The 18,841-nt window shown below is 52.2% G+C and carries 10 protein-coding genes; 1 reads left to right on the plus strand and 9 read right to left on the minus strand.

Annotated elements, in window-relative coordinates; genetic code table 11:
• The 9 genes from A3844_RS31855 to A3844_RS10755 form a co-directional block, all read right to left on the minus strand.
• Positions 1-2,341, minus strand: a 2,341-nt coding sequence (locus A3844_RS31855) for a glycoside hydrolase family 3 N-terminal domain-containing protein (RefSeq protein WP_083606800.1), incomplete at its 3' end; no start/stop codon positions are given.
• Between the two features lie 28 nt (positions 2,342-2,369).
• On the minus strand, positions 2,370-3,254 hold the full coding sequence (locus A3844_RS10720) for a carbohydrate ABC transporter permease (protein ID WP_074107384.1): 885 nt from the start codon (positions 3,252-3,254) through the stop codon (positions 2,370-2,372).
• A 17-nt stretch (positions 3,255-3,271) separates the two neighbouring features.
• Positions 3,272-4,174, minus strand: a complete 903-nt coding sequence (locus tag A3844_RS10725; RefSeq protein WP_074085908.1) for an ABC transporter permease — start codon at positions 4,172-4,174, stop codon at positions 3,272-3,274.
• A 92-nt stretch (positions 4,175-4,266) separates the two neighbouring features.
• On the minus strand, positions 4,267-5,970 hold the full coding sequence (locus A3844_RS10730; protein WP_074107385.1) for an extracellular solute-binding protein: 1,704 nt from the start codon (positions 5,968-5,970) through the stop codon (positions 4,267-4,269).
• A 23-nt stretch (positions 5,971-5,993) separates the two neighbouring features.
• Positions 5,994-8,726 (minus strand): endo-beta-N-acetylglucosaminidase, encoded by a 2,733-nt coding sequence (locus A3844_RS10735; protein ID WP_341864889.1) that lies wholly within the window; start codon positions 8,724-8,726, stop codon positions 5,994-5,996.
• Between the two features lie 141 nt (positions 8,727-8,867).
• The gene (locus A3844_RS10740) at positions 8,868-10,526 is read right to left on the minus strand and encodes a response regulator (protein ID WP_074100247.1); all 1,659 of its coding nucleotides are present in this window, start codon (positions 10,524-10,526) and stop codon (positions 8,868-8,870) included.
• A 23-nt stretch (positions 10,527-10,549) separates the two neighbouring features.
• Positions 10,550-12,289 (minus strand): sensor histidine kinase, encoded by a 1,740-nt coding sequence (locus A3844_RS10745; RefSeq protein ID WP_074107387.1) that lies wholly within the window; start codon positions 12,287-12,289, stop codon positions 10,550-10,552.
• Between the two features lie 190 nt (positions 12,290-12,479).
• Positions 12,480-16,478, minus strand: a complete 3,999-nt coding sequence (locus A3844_RS10750) for an endo-1,4-beta-xylanase (RefSeq protein ID WP_074107388.1) — start codon at positions 16,476-16,478, stop codon at positions 12,480-12,482.
• A 314-nt stretch (positions 16,479-16,792) separates the two neighbouring features.
• On the minus strand, positions 16,793-17,983 hold the full coding sequence (locus A3844_RS10755; protein ID WP_208619413.1) for an Acg family FMN-binding oxidoreductase: 1,191 nt from the start codon (positions 17,981-17,983) through the stop codon (positions 16,793-16,795).
• A 229-nt stretch (positions 17,984-18,212) separates the two neighbouring features.
• Here A3844_RS10755 and A3844_RS10760 point away from each other — a divergent pair, with 229 nt between their 5' ends.
• Positions 18,213-18,794, plus strand: a complete 582-nt coding sequence (locus A3844_RS10760) for an LOG family protein (RefSeq protein WP_074107390.1) — start codon at positions 18,213-18,215, stop codon at positions 18,792-18,794.
• Positions 18,795-18,841: the final 47 nt, after the last annotated feature.

Genomic DNA, 18,841 nt, shown 5'->3' on the forward strand with positions numbered 1-18,841 from the left:
CGACTTCAAATTCCACGATTTGCGCTGCGCCTGGAGCCAGCGTGATTTTGCGGAAGCCTTTGAGTTCCTTCGCGGGTCTGGACACCTTGCTCACCACGTCGGAAATGTAGAGCTGAACGACCTCGGCGCCTTCCCGTTCTCCCGTGTTGGTCACGGTGACCCGTACGGTTGCGGTTTGGTCTGCCGTGATTGCCTGCGGCTCCACCTGGAGTTCTGAGTAGCGGAAGCTCGTATAGCTCAGTCCGAACCCGAACGGGTAGCGGGGCTGCGAATCGGCTTCCAGATATTGTTTGCCGCGTGAACGCTTGCCGTTGTAGTACACCGGAAGCTGACCCACATCCTTCGGCCAGGAGATGGTCAGCCGGCCGGAGGGATTCACGTCTCCGAACAGAATATCCGCCACCGCATGGCCGCCCTCCTGGCCGGGATACCAGGCTTCCAAAATGGCATCTGCGTGCTCTTCAATCCAGGGCTCGCTCACCGGACGGCCGTTGATATAGACTACAATGACCGGCTTGCCCAGCTGATGAATTTCCTTGAACAGTTCCCGCTGCACACCTGAGAGGGCCAGCGAGATCCGGTCAATCCCTTCGCCGCAGTCCATATCGCTCCAGGCATGCTCTGTCACCTTTGACGCTCCGGTCTTCAGGTCGATGCTGCCTTCGCCGAAATCGCGGGCACTTGAGCCGCCGAGCACCATGACCACCGTGTCGGCCTGTGCGGCGCAAGCCAAGGCGGCTTCGAAGCCTTCTCTGTCGTCGCCTTTGATCCGGCAGCCGGGGGCATACAGCACCCGCTCCGCTCCAAGCTTGCTGCGGACCCCGTCTAAGACGGTGACGATGCTGGACCGCGGCTGCGGTGAGGTATAATCCCCCAGCTGATTGTACGGTGCATCGGCGTTCGGGCCGATGACCGCAACCTTGCCGGTGCTCCCGCTGCCGCTATTGCCTGTGGCACTCGAACTGACGCAGCCACTCAGGCTGTTGTCCGCGCCACTCGAACTAATGCTGCCACTCCTACCGTTGCCTACGCCGCTCGCACGGACGCGGCCATCGCTGCCAGGATTGCCTACACCGCTCGCACGGACGCCGTCACCGGTGCCCCCGCTGACCTTTAGCGGCAGCGTCCCGCCTTCATTCTTCAGCAGGATGATGCTCTCCGCAGCCAGCTTCCGGGCCAGCTCCCGGTGCTTCGCGCTGCCGATGAACTTCTCGGCCGCTTCCGGATCGGCGTATGGCTGCTCGAACAGGCCGAGCTTGAACTTCAGCTCCAGCACCCGCTGCACGGCGCGGTCCAGAACCTCCACCGCCAGCTTGCCGCTGCGGACAGCACCGACGAGATGTTCTCCGAACATGACGCCAGACATCTCCATATCGATGCCTGCCGTGATGGCTTGCACCGACGCATCCAAACCGTCCTCAGCGACGTCATGGCCGGCGGCCAGCATTTCGATGGCGCCGCAATCGGTAATCACGAGGCCGTCAAAGCCCCAGCCCCCCCGGAGAATCTCCTCCAGGAGTGCGGTATTCGTTGTACAGGGCACGCCGTCAATCTCATGGTAGGCGGGCATAATGGACACCGCGCCGGCTTCCACCGCCTTCTTGAACGGCAGCAGATCCACTTCCAGCAGCTCGCGCCAGCCCATATGCACCGGACCGGCATTGCGGCCGCCCTCGGAGCTGCCGTACCCGGCGAAGTGCTTCAGTGTAGCACCCACACTATCCGGGCTGCTCAGCGATTCTCCCTGCAGCCCCTCCACGGCGGCCACCGCCAGCTCGCTGATCAGGTAGGCATCTTCGCCAAAGCATTCCTCCGTCCGGCCCCACCGGGGATCGCGCACCACATCCAGCACCGGCGAGTAGGTCACCGTTCCACCCTGGCTCCGGGTTTCCAGCGCCACCGCCCGGCACATCTCCCGGTACAGGTCCACATTCCACGAGCTGCCCAGTGACAGCGGAACCGGGAATACGGTCGCCCCGATGGCCATATGGCCGTGCGAGCACTCTTCCCCGATCAGGATCGGGATGCCAAGGCGCGAGTTCCCGATGGCATAACGCTGAATCGCATTCACTGCCTCCGCCCCCTGGCGCGGGGACAGCCCGCTGGCCAGGGTCACTCCCGTCCACGGATCCGCGCGGAGCATGCCGTAGAGCGAGCCGATGCCCGTTTCTGCCACCTGACGTTTGAAATCCTCAGTAAGAGTAATCTTTCCTTCGGTATGTTCGTAGACTTGCCAGCCGAAGGGCTGAACCAGCTGCGCGGCCTTTTCTTCCAAGGTCATCTGTCCCAGCAGATGCTCTGCCCGTTCTTGGGGGGAGCGCTGATTAGACTTGTCACTCATAAGCTTCTCTGACCTCCCTTTCCTGGAGTTATCCCTTAACACTGCCGAGTACGAGACCCTTCACAAAATACTTTTGTAAAAATGGATAAACAAGCAGAATGGGGAGCGCTGTCAGAAAGATCTGAGCTGCCCGTCCCGTACGGTCCGACACGAATTTCAAGGTATCCGGGTCCTGCATTTTCATATTTTTCAGCGAATTGGCATCTATTGTAACGGCTTGAAGATAAGTCGCGAGCGGATAATGCTCCGGGCTTTTCATATAGATCAGTCCGTCGAACCAGGAATTCCAATGGAATACCATTGTTAACAGCGCAACGGTCGCAAGCGAAGGAAGTGAAACGGGCAGATAGATGCGGAAGAGCACGGTCAAATGGTTCGCACCATCCATCAAGGCCGATTCTTCCAGTTCTTTAGGCAACCCCCTGAAAAAATTCAGGACAAGAATGACATTGAACACGTTAACGGCACCAGGGAGAACCAGGGCCCAAATCGTATCCAGCAGCCCCGTCTGTTTTACTGCCAGATAGGAAGGGATCAGACCCCCGTTGAACAATATCGTAATGACGAAAATCCATGCATAAATGCTTCTCCAGGGAAACTTATCGTTTTCCTTGGAGAGCGGGTAAGCGGTAAGGACACAAATGAAAAGACTCAGCACAGAGCCGAGTACAAGCCGTTCCGCTGAGTTGAACAGGGAATGCATGAATGTGCCGTACTTCATCACGACTGCATAAGAGTGGAGATTGAAATCCACCGGCCAGAAGTTGACCTGACCTGCACTCACCGCGCCCGAAGAACTAAAGGAGACCGCCAGCACATTGAGCATAGGCAGGAGACAAACGATAGATAAGGCAATCAGGAAGACATAATTGCAGATCATAAACAGCATCCGGGATTTTGAACGTTTATACATATCAGGAACCCCTTTGGTTAGAAGATTCGGTAATTCGCCAGGCGATAGGCCAGATAATAGGAGCTCGAAATGAAGAATAGCGAAATCAGCGATTTGAATAGTCCGATAGCCGTAGATACGCTGTACTGGGCATCAACAATCCCAATACGGTAAATCAGTGTATCCAGCACATCTCCCGAAGAATAGGTGGCAGGTGTGTACAGGTTGAAGATCTGGTCAAAGCCTGCATTCAGCACATTGCCCAGGCTCAGTGTCCCCAGGAGAATAATAATCGGCAATATCCCCGGGAGGGTCACATTCAGCGTCTGCTTCCATCGCGAGGCACCATCCATCAGTGCGGCTTCGTACAGGGAAGGATTAATTGCGGTAAGTGCTGCCAGATAAACAATCGTATTGAAGCCAAATTCTTTCCAGATATCGGTGGCTACCAGTACAAAACGGAACCATTGATTATCCCCCAGAAAGAACACCGGATTGAACCCGAAGAAGGTAATCACCTGATTGACCACACCGGAGGAGGGCGAAAGAATATCCTTCAGAATCCCGGCCAGAATGACCCACGAGAGGAAGTGGGGAAGATAGATCAGGGTCTGAACACCTTTTTTGATAAAAGTGTGCACCACCTCGTTGAGCAGCAGGGCAATGAGGATGGGCACAATCAAATTCCCAATCATTTTCATCACGGCGATCCATACCGTATTTCGCAGCACCGGCAGAAACTCCGGCATTTTAAACACATAGGTGAAATTATCGAAGCCCACCCAGGGGGAATGGAGCATCCCTTTAAATCCTGAGAACTTCTCAAACGCTATCACAATGCCGGCCATAGGATAATAGCAGTAGACCAGCACGAGAATTATAGCGGGAAGCAGCATCAGGTGCAGGATTGTATGTTCTTTGAAACTCCTCAGATAGCGCATTCTCTTCGTCTCCCTCAATCCATTTATTGATATGAGGCCATTCAAATAAGGCGAAGGGGAAGAATCCTCCCCCTCCGCTCACCGATATTCTTTTAATGTGAGGCTTTCCAATCATTCACTTCCTTGGTGATTTGCTCACCGCCGAGAGAGTTCCAGTCCGCTACGAACTTGTCAAAATCCTCGCCGGAGCCTTTATTCATAATAATTTTCGTAAAGACCTCCTGCTCCAGCTTATCCAGCGAGCTTTTCTTGGTCACCATCGTTGGGGTAGGCGCGCCGTAAAACTCGGATTTCAGCTGATTCGGCAAATTATCTTTTTTGATAATGGCAAAAGCGTCAAATTGGCGCATGGTGCCGTAGCCCTTGGCGATATCTCCTTTTTTGAAAGCTTGAATTGCGTTGAAGGCTTCGATCTGCTCGGAGTTCAGTTTGGAGGAATCTCCAGAGGCGAGCGCTGCTTCCACTGCATCGAGATTATCGGGAATATCTTTGGTGGTCGGCCAGGATTGCACGAGCGGATATTTAAAGTAGCTGACAACTGGTGTAACATTCATATTTGCTCCGAATTTGGCATTCTCGGACGTTGCTCCCCACATTTTTTCCTGGAATTCATTCAACAGCTTCACTGCCGCCTCCGGATGCTCGTATCCTTTGCGGATGACCGTATAGGAGTTGACGGTTGGGTTGACCGCTTGAACCACGGGCTTGCTGCCATCTACAGATACGATGGAATAAGGCTTCAAGTTGACCAGATCGGCATTCTTACTGACATCAATGGGCCAGAGTGAATTCCAGTTCCCGCCATACCACATGCCAAGCTTATTGCCAATGATATCCTCGCCCAGCTTGCCTCCATCCTTGACAATCCATTCCTTGTCGATGAGTCCGTTTTTGTACAGCTCCTGCAGCTTAAGCAGAGCTTCCTTGACTTGAGGCTGAATGCCGCCATAGACAATCTTGCCGTCGCTGCCCTTCACCCACATTCCGGGATAGGCCTTAAATCCGGCAAACCAGCCGCCGAGATCGGCAACATCTCCTCCAGTCATTACCGGACCCTGGGCGATGCCCAGCCCGTAGCTGTCCTTCTTGCCGTTTCCATCCGGGTCCTTGTTGACAAAGGCATCAGCGATAGCCTCCAAATCTCCGATGCTTGCAGGTTCGGCCAGTCCCAGCTTCTTCAGCCAGTCCGATCTCAGCCAGAGCACATCATTATTGGTTATGGTTCCCGCCAGATTAGGCAGCGCCATAAGCTTGCCGTCAAAAGTAGCGGAGCTGATCCCGATGCCTCCGTCCTTGTTCATCAGCTCTTTGGTGAACGGCTTGGCAGATTGCTCAAAGGCTTCTGTCAAATCGGCAAGCTGGCCCTCCTCAACAAGCTGCTGCAGTTGAGTGGAATTGACCTGAAACATATCCGGCAGATTATCTCCCGAGCCGATGATGACATTCAGTTTGTTGGTATAATCCTCTGCCTTGGCCGCGGTCCAATCCAGCTTCACCTTGATGCCAAGGGTATCGCTGAAATAACGGCTCCACACATTGTTGTTAATATCATCTCCGGAATCATATACCCAGTTGGATTCTGCCAGCTGTGCCGCTACAATCTCAACCGGAGGATCATACTTCCCGTCCTTTTGTCCTGCAGGGGCATTGGTTCCGGCAGTGCCGGCCGCTGTTTCCTGTGCCTTCGGTTCATTGTTCACTTGGGCCTCATTGTCGGAACAGCCTGACAATACCAATACCATGGCCAGAATAAGAGCTAGACCACTGCTTCCTATCACCTTTTTGCTCGTGTGCATGTAATAGCCTCCCTAGAATTCGTCTATCTAAGTGTAAGCGGAGCCGAAAGATTGCCCGCATAGTCTTCCATGACCACGTATACAGAAGTAGCCGTGGAGGTGAAGCTCAGGCTTGCCTTGGTTGTGCGCCCCCGGATAATACGGGGTTTGCTGCCGCTGCTGTAAGTGGTGTCGAAGGATCTTGGCGTTCCGTTCTCATACACGTACAGATAACGCCAATCCCGGGTCGTAGGCATAGGCAGATTCAGCGTATTCCCGCTCCATGACCAGCTCTCGGCATAAGGAGCACAGACCACATCAATGAAATTGCCGCTTTTGGATACCGGCAGATTGCTGCCGATGGCTACAGTTACCTCATAATCATCCCCGTTCACCGGCATATTGCTGAAGGTAGCCGAGGTCGTTCCTTGGGCAACTGTGGTTTGAGCCGAGACAGCCGCCGGAGTCGTGATTTGATTCAATGATTTAACAGTTACCTTGACCGGGCCTGCCACCCCGGCCGGATTCGTCCAGGATACGGTCAAATCACCATTCGACTGTGAGCTTGCGCTCAGATTCGAAACCGCATTATTCAGGTTGTAGGCGAGGGTCGCAGCCGTTCCTTCACTACCGTCAGCACCTACAGGAACAACCTTGATGGTGCCTGATTGGGCAGGTAATTTCTTAATATAGAACATACTGTCATATTTGCCGCCCATAAAAATGTCATTAACATACACGTTATACTGTTTGACCTGGGCATAGTTGGTGTTCATATCCCAGTTGAGCACCATTTCTCCGGTACCCGGATAAGCAGAAGCGATGGCAAGTCCGGTTGGAGCTGCCGGGGAAACTGCTGATCCGTCATACACGCGGAGCTGGCCGACGTTCATCTGATAATTGGCAACTGCGGCGGAGCCAGGGTTATAGACAAGGCCGAGCGCAGCGATTTTTTGGCCTGCATAGGCGCTCAAATTGAGCTCAGCAGTGGTCCAGCCTGTGGTCTTGTTGCCGCTGCCGGGAACAGCGATTTTGACAACTGTAGTTGGATTGGCTGCCGTTACAAGTCCGATATACATCGTGGAGGTGTCAGTATTGGAAGGCTTATTGTAGGTAACAGATACCTTGGAATTGGCATTTACGCTAAGGTCGGTCTTATACAAACGGAGAAAATTCTCCGCATTCAGATTTCCTTTGACCACAAGTGAACTGCCGCCTTTGTAGCCTCCGATTTGCTGATAGCTGAACCGGGTTGTGCCGGTAAGGTCATAGGAAGGGCCATAGTCAAAATCAACAGCGAGCCGGTTACCGGTTGTATCCTGCCACCACTCCCAGGTCACCGGAATGTCCTGCAAGCTCATGTTAGACCATTCCGCTGTATTGGAGACCGCTCCGTTCACGTAGTAAGACAGCCCGTGTCCCGTATTGAAGCTGGTGCTGAAGTTGTTCCCGCCGATTACCGAGCGTTCAGCAATAACCGAGGCTACACCCGGCCAATTACGGTTATCTGCGTATACATCAGTAACTGTATTGGTGGAAGATGGGGTTGTGTTCTTCGGATTAACATTAGGACCGGACCACCACAGCTGCTCACGCAAGGTCGTCATCCACTGATATTTATTCTCTGACCGGTGGCTGACCGGATAAGACAATCCCATATCCTCATCCAGGCCGGAATGCACAAAATCTGCCCCGAGCGTAGACAGGCTGACTCTGGGCACGCCTCCGCTCAGCTTGCTGCTCAGCTGCGAACTGTTCGTGGTGCTCCAGCGGTTGGCGCCCGCTTCAATCCCTGCGAATCCATTCTTAAGAATGTTATAGCTGGTGCCATTGGTGGTATTGAAGCTGTTAAGATAATTGATTGCATTGGTAATCTGTGTGCCGGTCATCCCGTAATCGAAAAAGAAGGAATTGGATACCTGCTTCCCGCCGTTATACAGGAAGGAAATATTATTGGCATTGAAGGTGCGGGCGAATGTATTGGCACCTGTACTGGTATTGACCGAATCATCCCACTGCACATAAAGTCCGGCGTCCTGAAGAACTTTCATAAATGCGATGTAATTCGGAATGTCCGCGACGGCGATATCTGGACTCAGCTCTTCCTGGTTGATGAAGAACCCGTCAAAGCCATAGTATTGGGCCATTTCAATCAGCTTGAGGGCTACCGTGAACTGGCCGCTGGCATTCTTAACGAGCATCTGCTTATAGGTCTGCTGACCGCGGTCATTATTGGAGAAGAAGATGCCTGCCAGGGAGAGAACCCCATTCTTGTGCGCGGCATCGGTATAGGTTGGATTCGGGATGTTCAGCATCCCGAACTCGAACCACTTCTCCTGCCAGTTGGACTGCGCCAGGCTGTCGTAATAGGAAGGAGGGGTATATGCGGTGGCTGTTCCATGCCAGTAAGAGTAATAATCGGTGTACTGCCAGAAGTTGAAATGGTATTGGGCAAACTTGTTAGTATAGGGGGCATTCTCAATGAAAGCATTTCCATAATCCCCGGCAATGGTTCCCATTTGCACACTAGGATTCAGCGTCTGATTCGCCTGTGTTGCCGTAAACGGGGCGATTCGGGTCTGCAGTGGCACGCGGGACCGGAGCAGCGCAGAATCAGGATCCGTTTGCGGGGTCCAGTTGGCAATCTGACTGCTGGTATAGCCATGTACACTAGGCTGGTTGGCTCCGTGAGCGCTTTCACCAGTGAACGGCCAGGTGTCGCCGGCACTCACTGTGGTTGCCCCTAGCAGCACTAAGGCTATCACAGCTGGAAGCAAAGAGGCCCTCTTTCTTTTTCCCGTCCATGCGTTTCTACTCAATGTCATCACCCATTTCTATAATAATGGTGTTGCCAAAATAACCATAGCATGGGGGAAATCAGCCTCTCTACTATTCAATTTACAGATGAACTGTCTTATTTACAGTTTGGGCTTCTCGCGGTATTCACTCGGCGTCATTCCTACTGTTTTCTTGAAAAAACGGTAAAAATACCCTTCAGAAATAAAGCCGACTGCTTGGGAAACCTCCTGAACACGCAAGTCGCTCTCTTGCAGCAGCAGCTTCGCTTTATTCAGCCGCAGCTCTGTTATGTAATCCAGCAGACCAGTCTTTGTGGTCTGCTTGTACAATCGGGAGAGATAATAGGGATGATGGTTGAAGACCATGCCCAGTCTGGTCATGGATAAATCCTCCGCTAAATGACTGCTGATATAATGCTCCAGTTTCTCAACGATGTCATTCTCCTGATTCGTACTTTGAAGGGTCCGGCAATCAAACAACACATCGGCCAGTTGAATAAAGTAAGCTTTGTATTCATTCCAATCCCTCTCTGCCCCTATACGGAAGAGCAGATCCAGATCCAGCTGTCTGGCAATCTCCTGCCAGATCCCCCACCGGTTAATGGCTGACAAATACATCCCGCCGAGTGATAAGGCAACCTCCAGCCGGATCATCTCTTCATTTCCGTCCGCCCGCACCGGCAGCCCGAGAATATGACCAAGCAGATCGTAGAACTCTCCCCGCTCCCCATTCTCCAAATGCTCCTGCAATTTATGTATCTGAAAGGAAATTGCCGGTGCATGTCTCGGGGTGCTCTCTCCGGGAGCGGGATGGACGGCATCCGCAGTCTCAAGCAGAATCGCTTCCTCCTTGATGCCAAGCCCCCGGTTCAGCAGCAGCTTCAGCGATTCGAAAGGCTCCTGCAGTGCGTCCCATTCGTGAAAGGAGTTGCCGACGGCAAAGGAAAGTGTAATATTCAGCAGTTGATGGCAAGCCGCCTGAATATCCTCCAGCGAGTGCTGGAGGAACAGCAGAGAACGCCGCCGCAGCTTGTCCGTCTCCGTAAGACTCTCGTCCTCTCTGGGTTGAACAAACCAGATCATCCGTGAAGCTTCATAGGGGTAAGAGTAGCACGACAAGAACGGATGGAGATATTCTGCGGCGATATTCTGGATGGAATAGATGATCAGCGCCCGGTCAGACGGGGCGGTTATTCCCCGCCAATGATCGATACGTGTGAGGAACAGCAGCACCGGAGACTGGCTGTCCAGATGAATCTGAAGATGCTCGAACTGTTTCACACGCTGGGTCAGTGCAACCGGGTCCCCTTGCAGCAGACGATTCATCAGTTCTTTGCCCATATACGGCAGTGTGGAGCGAAACTGCTCTCTGGAGCGCTCGATCAAGCTCTGGAAGCGGACAGCTTCCTGCAGCTGCTGGAGTGCAGCTATGACTGCCGCTCCAATAACCTCATACCCTTCGGTCTTCAGAATATAATTACCGGCCCCTCCGCGCATAGCCTGCTGGATCAGCTGAAAATCATCATAGCCGGAGAGAAAAATCATACGGCAATGCGGCCATCGCTGTGATACCTGCTGCTGCAGCTCCAGCCCGCTCATTCCCGGCATACGGATATCGGACAGCACAATATCCACCTTGGTCTCTTCCAGCAGCCGGAGCGCTTCCTTACCGGAATGCGTGCCATACACCTCCAGCGCATCCAGCTTCAGATCCAGAAAATACCCAACCAGTCCGTCCACAATAATCTTCTCATTGTCCACAATCAATAACTTACTCATGAAATCCTCCTTCTATAGCAGGGCTAGAGCGGGATGCGCAGCGTTACACAGAGCCCTCCCGAATGACCTATTGCGAGCTCCAGACCGTAGGCTTGCCCATATCTGAGCTGCAGGCGGCGGTGTACATTGAACATTCCGGTTGTTTCCCCCGAATAAGCGATCGTGTGCAGCCGGTGGTTCAGCTCCTCAATCATTTCCGGATTCAGATGCCCGCTGTTATCCTCTACTCGAATCATCAGTAGATTCTCATGGTGCTCCACTTCAATTAGCAGCAGCCCAGGTCCCTCCATCTTCTCCAGTCCATGCAGATACGCATTCTCTACCAGAGGCTGCAGGATGAGCCGGGGAACCCGGACAATCCGGCAAGCCTCCGGTATTTCACCCCAGCGGATCTGAATATCCGGGAATCTTAAGGACTGGATACCTGCGTAGGCCTGGGTATGCATCATTTCATTCTCCAGTGATACCTCGTCCTCGCCGGTACGGGTGATATAACGAAAGTAATTGCCCATGTGAAGCACCAGCCGCTCCGCACTGTCTTTATCTTCCTGCCGGATTAGCGTCAGCAGAATAAAGAGACTGTTATATAAAAAATGAGGATTGATCTGGGACTGGAGCTGCTTCAGTTCTGCATGCTGAGAGCGTGTCTGCTGCTCCGATACCTCCCCGATCAGGGTGCCGATCCGGCTTACCATCGTATTGAACTGCTGAAATACATCCTGAAATTCATCATTGTAACGGTGCTGTAGGCGGAGCTCCAGATTCCCTTCCCCCACCTGTGCCAGAGAGTTGACCAGCCGCCGCATCGGCTTATGGATAAGCAGAAAGATTCCATAGGAAAATATGTAAACAATCAGAATAGAGACCAGCGTAATGACCCAATACCAGCTCTGATACTGCTTCAACACACCTAATGCTTCCGCTTCCGGCACATAATGGACAAGCGTGAGGCCAAGAGACTCCGATTGCTCATAATAAATCAGATACATTTTATGGTCCATTTCAATCCGGTCCATTCCGCTTGCCGTCTGACGCTTCTGTTGTCCGGATACCCATTGGCGGATCGATTGGGTGATGGATTCATCCTTCGTATCCCCTATAACCCACTGTTCAGGTTCATTCAAGAGAATGGAGCCGGCATTTTTCTTGCCTGACATTTGTGCCATGGACTGCTGCAATAGCGGTATAGACAGCTCTACCTCTATCATAAACATCATGTCATTTCCCGTAGTCGGATACAGCATTCCAAGAATCAGACGATTATTCACAAAAGTAAACGGAGATTGCGTCCGCTTGTCTTTACCGGCTATCACTCTGATCTCATCATCGGGGATGGTGCTGCTGAAGCTTGTTGTCCAAATCGTACGGCCAAGACTGGGGAAATAGATACGGATATCCTTGATGTACGGGCTTGAGCTTTTGAGAATGGAGAGCTTGTTCTCAATTCGTAATATGGTCTGGCCCCGTTCATAATCGTCCATCGAATCGGGAATGACCCCCGCCTTGAGGAAATCACCGTCACTGCTGATATATTCCCGCTCCAGGCGGAGAATCCGGTTGATCTCCGTTTCCAGCGAGCTGAGATAAAAATGCACATTGGAGGCGCTGGATTGCAGGATTTCGTTCTGAACCTTGTTTACACTCGAATGGTTCATCATCAGACTGAGCGTTTGAATGGGAATAAGCACAACCAGGAAGGAGATAATGATTTTGGGCAGAATGGTTAAGCGTTGTCCGAATAGATTGAAAGAAACAGGCTTCATAGGCAGGCTCCTTAAACACTCAAGTGGACGGAAACATCTCGATGGAATGATTATAGGCCTGTCCGTTTGAAAATACATCCGTTTGCCTGCAAATAATTGTCTGTTAGAATTCACAAAACAGCCAGCCGCCGGAAATTTTACCCGCGGCTGGCTGTTTTCTATTAAAGGATAATGTGTGTATGAGCTGTGATTACAGCTTCCAAATACGGTACACAATGACTGCCGCTTCAGCGCGGGTGAGCGCTTCACCCGGAGCAAGCTTGCCGTTCTTCCCGTTCACGATGCCGTATTTCACCAGGGATGCCAGGCTCTCTCTGGCATAATCAGAGATTTGGTCTGCATCCGAATATGCACTCAGTGTTCCGCTGCCGCTGGCCTTCTTACCGGCTGCTGCCAGAGCGCGGGCAGCGATCACCATCATATCCTGGCGGGAAATCGCCTGATCCGGTTGGAAGGTGTTATCTTCATAGCCGGAGACGATGCCCAGTTGCTTCGCGGCAGCAAATTCTTTGCTGTAATAAGCGTCCCTCTGGACATCGCTGAATGCGGTTTGATCCTGGCCTAAGCCGTTCAGCTCAAGGGCTCTCATAAGAAGTGCGATGAAGTCCCCCCGCTGCATCGAAGCAGCTGGCGAGAAGCTGCTCCGGGAGGTGCCCTGGATAATATCACGGGCTGACATGGCGGACACTGCCTGCTGTGCCCAAGGCACGTTCCCCATATCTTCAAAGCCTATGGACGTATACGCTGCCGCATAAGTACCAACTTGGGCGGTCTGGAATACAAGCGCTCCGCTTCCTATGTCATATCGGCCATTAGGGATCGGGGTCATGCTGCCGTTGTCAGCGAGGTTCAGGGCCACTAGCGAATCTGAATGGCTAAGCTGCTCCGCCGTTGGCGTGTAGGGAATAGATACCTTAACAGGCGCATTCGGATTGCTCCATGCCATAACCTGGCCGCCAGTAAGCACGCTCAGTTCGATCACTGGACCGCTGCCAATCCGGTCACGGGCTGCCGCTCCCAGACGGTCTTTGGAGCCTTCTTTTACTCGGATGGACACGTATTCCAAGTTTTCAGTCATGCTGGTCAGCATGTTGCTTGGAATCTCAAGGATTGCTTGGTCTGTCTTCAGTAAAAGAACGAAGTTTTCCGTCCCCTTTAAATGTTGGGCCGGCAATTGCACTTCATACGATAGGGCTTTGGCCTGTTTCGGCACTTCGATGATGACCTGTTTCTTGCCGTTTGCTGACAGAGCGGCTTGTTCAAGCGCTTTGTTCAGGTCGGTGCCCAAAACTGCTGCCTTGGCCCCTCCGCCATCAGTCTTCACTTCGGGTTTGATCGTAACCACGCCGTCCTTGCCCACAACACTTCCCGGCTGTGGAGTAGATCCGCTAACGCTGCCGTTGCCGGTAACGACGGGTGCCATCGGTGTCGGTGTAGGTGTAGGTGTCAGTGTAGGTGTTGCCGTTGGTGTCGCTGTCGGTTCTGAACCGGCGGGTTTACCGGATAGGGTCAATACGCCGTACACAGAGGTGTCCTGATAGCCGTTTCCGGTCGTATCATTCCATGCGGCAACACTTTGACGGGCGCCGTTTTTGGCATCATTAATCTGTATGTCAAATCCCAGTTTCTTGTTATTGCCGGCTGTTATTTTTTTAAAGGGAATCTTCATTTCAACCGTGTAGTTGGTTCCGGTAACCTGGGTGGCCGATTGGAAGCCTTCAGCGATGCTTGCCGGATTGAAGGTCGTTTCGTTGTCAAAATTAACCCTGAATTGTCCGTCATCGTCCTGGTAGAACGTTGTTTTCCCGTTGTTTTCGTCCAGGAACATTTCGACGGAATCCTGTTCCCATACGTTAGCACTGCTTTTATCGAGCTGGGCATCGCTAACCTGGATGAGCACATACAGATTCTGATCATCCCACAGGGTTCTCGCCACACCACTTGCACCCTGCCAAGCCATCTGGTACCGGTTAACCTGCATTTGGGCCGCATTGCTCCAGACCGCATCAACCGTCCCGTCCACAACAGGTGTGGCATAATTCGCGGTGGACTGGTAGGCATCCGTGGGATCAGGCTGGTGCTCTACCCTATACTTTGCAGGATCAATGACGCCATAGTACGCCGGTTTAGCCTGCAGGTTCTTGTCGAACAGAAGCGGGTTGGACGCGGCCCTCCAGCTCGTATGGTCATCCAGTCCCCAGAAGGTCACGCGCTTGATATGGGCTGCATGAGCCCTGAAGATATCCATCAGCTGTGCGTACAGATAACCCTGGGCATCCGCCAGCTTATCAGTAAGCTGATTGTTGCTGCCAGCCTGAATGTCCAGCTCGGTGATACTTACTTCGACGCCCAGGGAAATAAACTTTTCCAAGGTCAATTTCACGTTCTCCGGGTTCGTGTTCACATTGTAGTGCGCCTGCATGCCGATGCCATCGATCAGGAGCTTTCCCGGATGGGTAAGCGCATACTTTTCGTTGATGGATTTAACCATATTGTAAATGGCCTGTGCTTTCTTCTGGTTATCTTCGTTGTAGTCGTTGTAGTACAGCTTAATATCCCAATCGGGATGTTCGTCCAGCACTTCTCTCGCTGTCAGGAAAGCCTGCTCCAAATAGTCTGGTCCAATGGCATCGTACCATGGAGATTGACGGAGGGACCCTTCCCAATCGGAGGGATTCGCCGGGTTATCGTTCATCGCTTCATTGACGACATCCCAGGAAATTACCTTGTCACCAAAGTGCTCCATCACGGTTCGGATATGGGTCTTCAAGTTAACGAGCGCTTCGTCCCGTCCCAAGGGAATGGTATTCCCAGCTCCATCCTTTGCCGTATTCATCCATACCGGAGACTGCTGATGCCATACCAGTACATGTCCATGCATCTGCATCCCTTCAGCCAGAACCTTATCTACCATTGCATCCGCTGCCTCAAAGGTAAACTTCCCCTTCACCTGCTGCAGCGCATCCGGTTTCATGGCATTGCCAGCGGTAGCGACATTGTGGTGCATTTTTAGAAGCTCAAGCCGGACGCCTTCGAGATCCTCACTTGTGATGGCGTTGCCGATCAAAAAATTGTTTTGATAGGCATTTTTTACAGGAATCAGGTCCTTCTGTATGGCAATTGGGCCTGTGCCGGTTTTCTCAAAGCTGATGTCATCGATATAAAAGGACGCGGTTGCCTGATTTGAGCTTTCGATATAGAGGGTCAAATATTCGCCGCCTACACTGTTATAGCGGTAGCTTCCCTCGAATTTAACCCAGCCGTCGCTGGTGCTGATGGTTTTGGGTGAAAGAGCCACATAATTCGCGCTGCTTCCACTGCCGGTCTGCGTAGACAGCTGGAGCTGGGAGCTTGCGGGATCCAACAGCTTGACCCAGGCCGATATGGTATATTCGCTTCCCTTGTCTACATATTTCTCCACACGCAATGAAGGCCCGTTCCAGGTAGCAGATCTGTTCTCTACCTTCAAAGCATAAGAACCATTCCGGGTATGGTTCTCCTCCCTTGTGATGGTCAGCTTCTCTGTCCCGGCTCTGCCTTCAAAACCGCCCGAGGTCTGGTCTTCAAAGGTAATGGTGTTGAAAGGCAGCGCTGGGTCTCTAGGCGGCTCTTCTCCACCGTCCGAAGCTCCCTTCCCGGTAATGCGGAGGTCTCCGATGTAGAACGGAATCGCAGCCCCGGCTGCATTGGAGTTCATGCGCAAGGCTTGATCTTTGCTCGTATCAACGGTAAATTCCTTAGTCAAAATAACGGCTGCACCAGCTTCATAAGGCACTTCTGCATAATTCCCGTAGCTGCTTACGGTTTGGAGCGCCGCATTGGCACCACCCGGCAGATTTACACCCGCATCAACATAAACGACAGCGGTCACCGTGTAGGTTTTTCCGTTCTCGAGTCCAAGGCTGCTGAATTTAAAATCAGCCGCATCCCAGTTGTTCGCCCTGTTGCTTACGTATAACGCTGCTCCGTCAGCATTGCCGGCAAAACCTTTACCGGTGACAGCCGTCAGGCTTGCACCACCCGACTGAACGGCCCCGCCTGCCCCCCCTGCAAAGGTTTCATGATAAACCGTAGTGGTCTCTTCTTGTTGCAGAGTTTCAGCTTTCACATCCGGAGCAAGCCCGCCAAATGGAATCAGCAGGATCACCGCCAGGAAAACCGGGAAGAAATGTTTGAACATTTTGATCATGTTTGCACTCCTCTAAACGGATTTTGTTAAAGCGCTTACAACAATAGAAAAGCCGCCCCCTTTCTCAACCCAAATCGTAGCATAATCCAATTATTGCGTCTTACTCCAAATTAAAGATTGTGTCGTGGTTTTTTTAGTTCATTTCGCTGAGTCTTTGTTCTTTGGAAAAGAGCAAAAAAAATACCGCAAGACATCATCTGTCTTTGCGGTACCCATGAAGACACCAGGGAATTCCATCTAAAATACATGGCTGGAAGTTCATCCATTCAAACTTGCTCTTACTCAAGCTTGCTCTTACTCAAACTTACTCCTACTCAGTCCGCAATAAGATCCGTAACCTCTCTTCTCATACTCAGCGGGGTATCCTGTGTCGGCTGGCCCACGCGGACCAGGAGCTGAATCGTTCCGCCACCCGGAGCATACTCCTTGTGAATCCTCGTGTAAGGCTCCTTCATTTCAGGGTATTCCTCCAGCACCTGGCTCAGAGGCTGCATCACCAGTCCTTCCTCATGTCCGGCCAGAATCAGCCTGCTGTAGAGCATGCCCGCCTTAACCTGACTAGTGCGGCTATTGTCCTTGCTCACAATCAGAGCGTAGGCCGGTGAGTGGTCCGCTGCCTCCCGGGCTGCCTGAACGGCAAGCTTGGTTGATGCTTTCTCGTTATTAAACGACGGAAAGAGGGTAATCATCCCCTGAAGGAGATGTTTCTTCACACCTGTGGTTCCTTGTCCTTCAAAGGAGAACCCGTAGCGGTATTTATTCTTCTGATATTCATTGGAACGGAATATGCGTGCTGATTCGTCATTCATCCGCGCAAGTCCGGTTTCGATATTCGTCCCCTCTACTCCATAGGCTCCCAGTTTCTGAATGCTGGCAGAATCCTCCAGTAGGGTTAGGGTTAAATCCTTATCATCATTGATCTGCTTCAGCTGAGCTGTCTGCTCCGGTGTCAGCGGATCAGGCTTATAGGCCATCCGGTTCGTATCCGGCAAAAACAGATAGTCGAACAACGGATTCACCTGAGGTGCTGTCTTGGTGAGTGTAATGTCCGCCACAGCCTTCTGATCCATGCTCTCGCTTAAGTTCTGCTCATCGTATTCACCATCCGGGAACAGCTTAATCTCCGTCTGATACCCAAGCTGCTCACCGGCAACCTTAAGGTATTCCAAAAAGGTTCCCTGCGAGACTAGGGTCTGCCGGGCCAATGGGTCTGTTTCCAGCGCAAGCCTCGTATGATCTGTATACAAGGAGAGCTTAAGTGGATTTTGCTTGTCTAGGCGGATTTTCCAGGGCTGCATATTGTGTCCATTCGCTGCCAGGAGCCCGTATGCTGCCAATTGCAGGCGTGGATCTTCGAATTGTCCGGCATAATCCCGCTTCCAGGGATCCAAATACTTCGCCTTCTTGAATACACCGCTTGCCGTGAATAGTACGCTAACCAGAAGCACGAACAGAACAACAACAGACAGAAGTACAATCATTGATCTTTTGGTACGCTTACTCATAGCCATCTCCCTTTGTACATCTCTATTTGTTAAGCCTATTCCCATTCAGACGGAATGCCACCCCGGATACAATGACAAGCCGCACATTCCCCCGGGTCCATTACATCAATGCCCGCTTTCTATCCTACCTGAGTGCAATAAGTGGATTGATGTGCTACCGTTAAGAAGTCTGCTCCGGGAGACGGCTTCCGGTAAGTGAATTTACTATGCAAAGGAGAGTTATTCACCTATGAAAAGTATCGCTGTATTTTGCGGATCGCGTGACGGAGCTTCCCCCGTCTACAAGGAAAGCGCCCATGCGCTGGGAAAAGCACTGGCAGAACACGGCATCACCCTGATCTACGGCGGGGCAACGGTTGGCCTCATGGGCGAGGTGGCGGACGCCGCTCTGGGAGCCGGAGGGAACGTTATCGGGGTCATCCCCCATTTTCTCAAAAGCCGGGAAATTGAGCACAAGCAGCTCACGGAACTGATCGTGGTGGATTCGATGCATGAACGCAAATTAAAAATGTCGGAGCTGGCTGAAGGATTCATCGCTTTGCCGGGCGGCCCGGGGACAATGGAGGAATACTTTGAGATTTTTACGTGGGCGCAATTGGGACTGCATCAGAAGCCTTGCGGCATATTGAACGTCCAGCATTATTATGATCCGCTGATTACCCTGTTCGACCAGATGGCCCAGGAGCAGTTCATGCTGGAAAAGCACCGCTCAATGGTCCTCACCGACACCACTCCAGAGGGTATGATCCAGCAATTCCTGAGCTATTCCCCGCCACCAGTGAAAACGTACCTTACGGATGAGCGTACCTGATCAGAGATTAAAGAATTCTATAGCCGGGGCTTCCGGCGGTAATCTAA

Origin of the sequence: Paenibacillus helianthi (assembly GCF_001909055.1) — a bacterium.
Classification (GTDB): domain Bacteria; phylum Bacillota; class Bacilli; order Paenibacillales; family Paenibacillaceae; genus Paenibacillus_AQ; species Paenibacillus_AQ helianthi.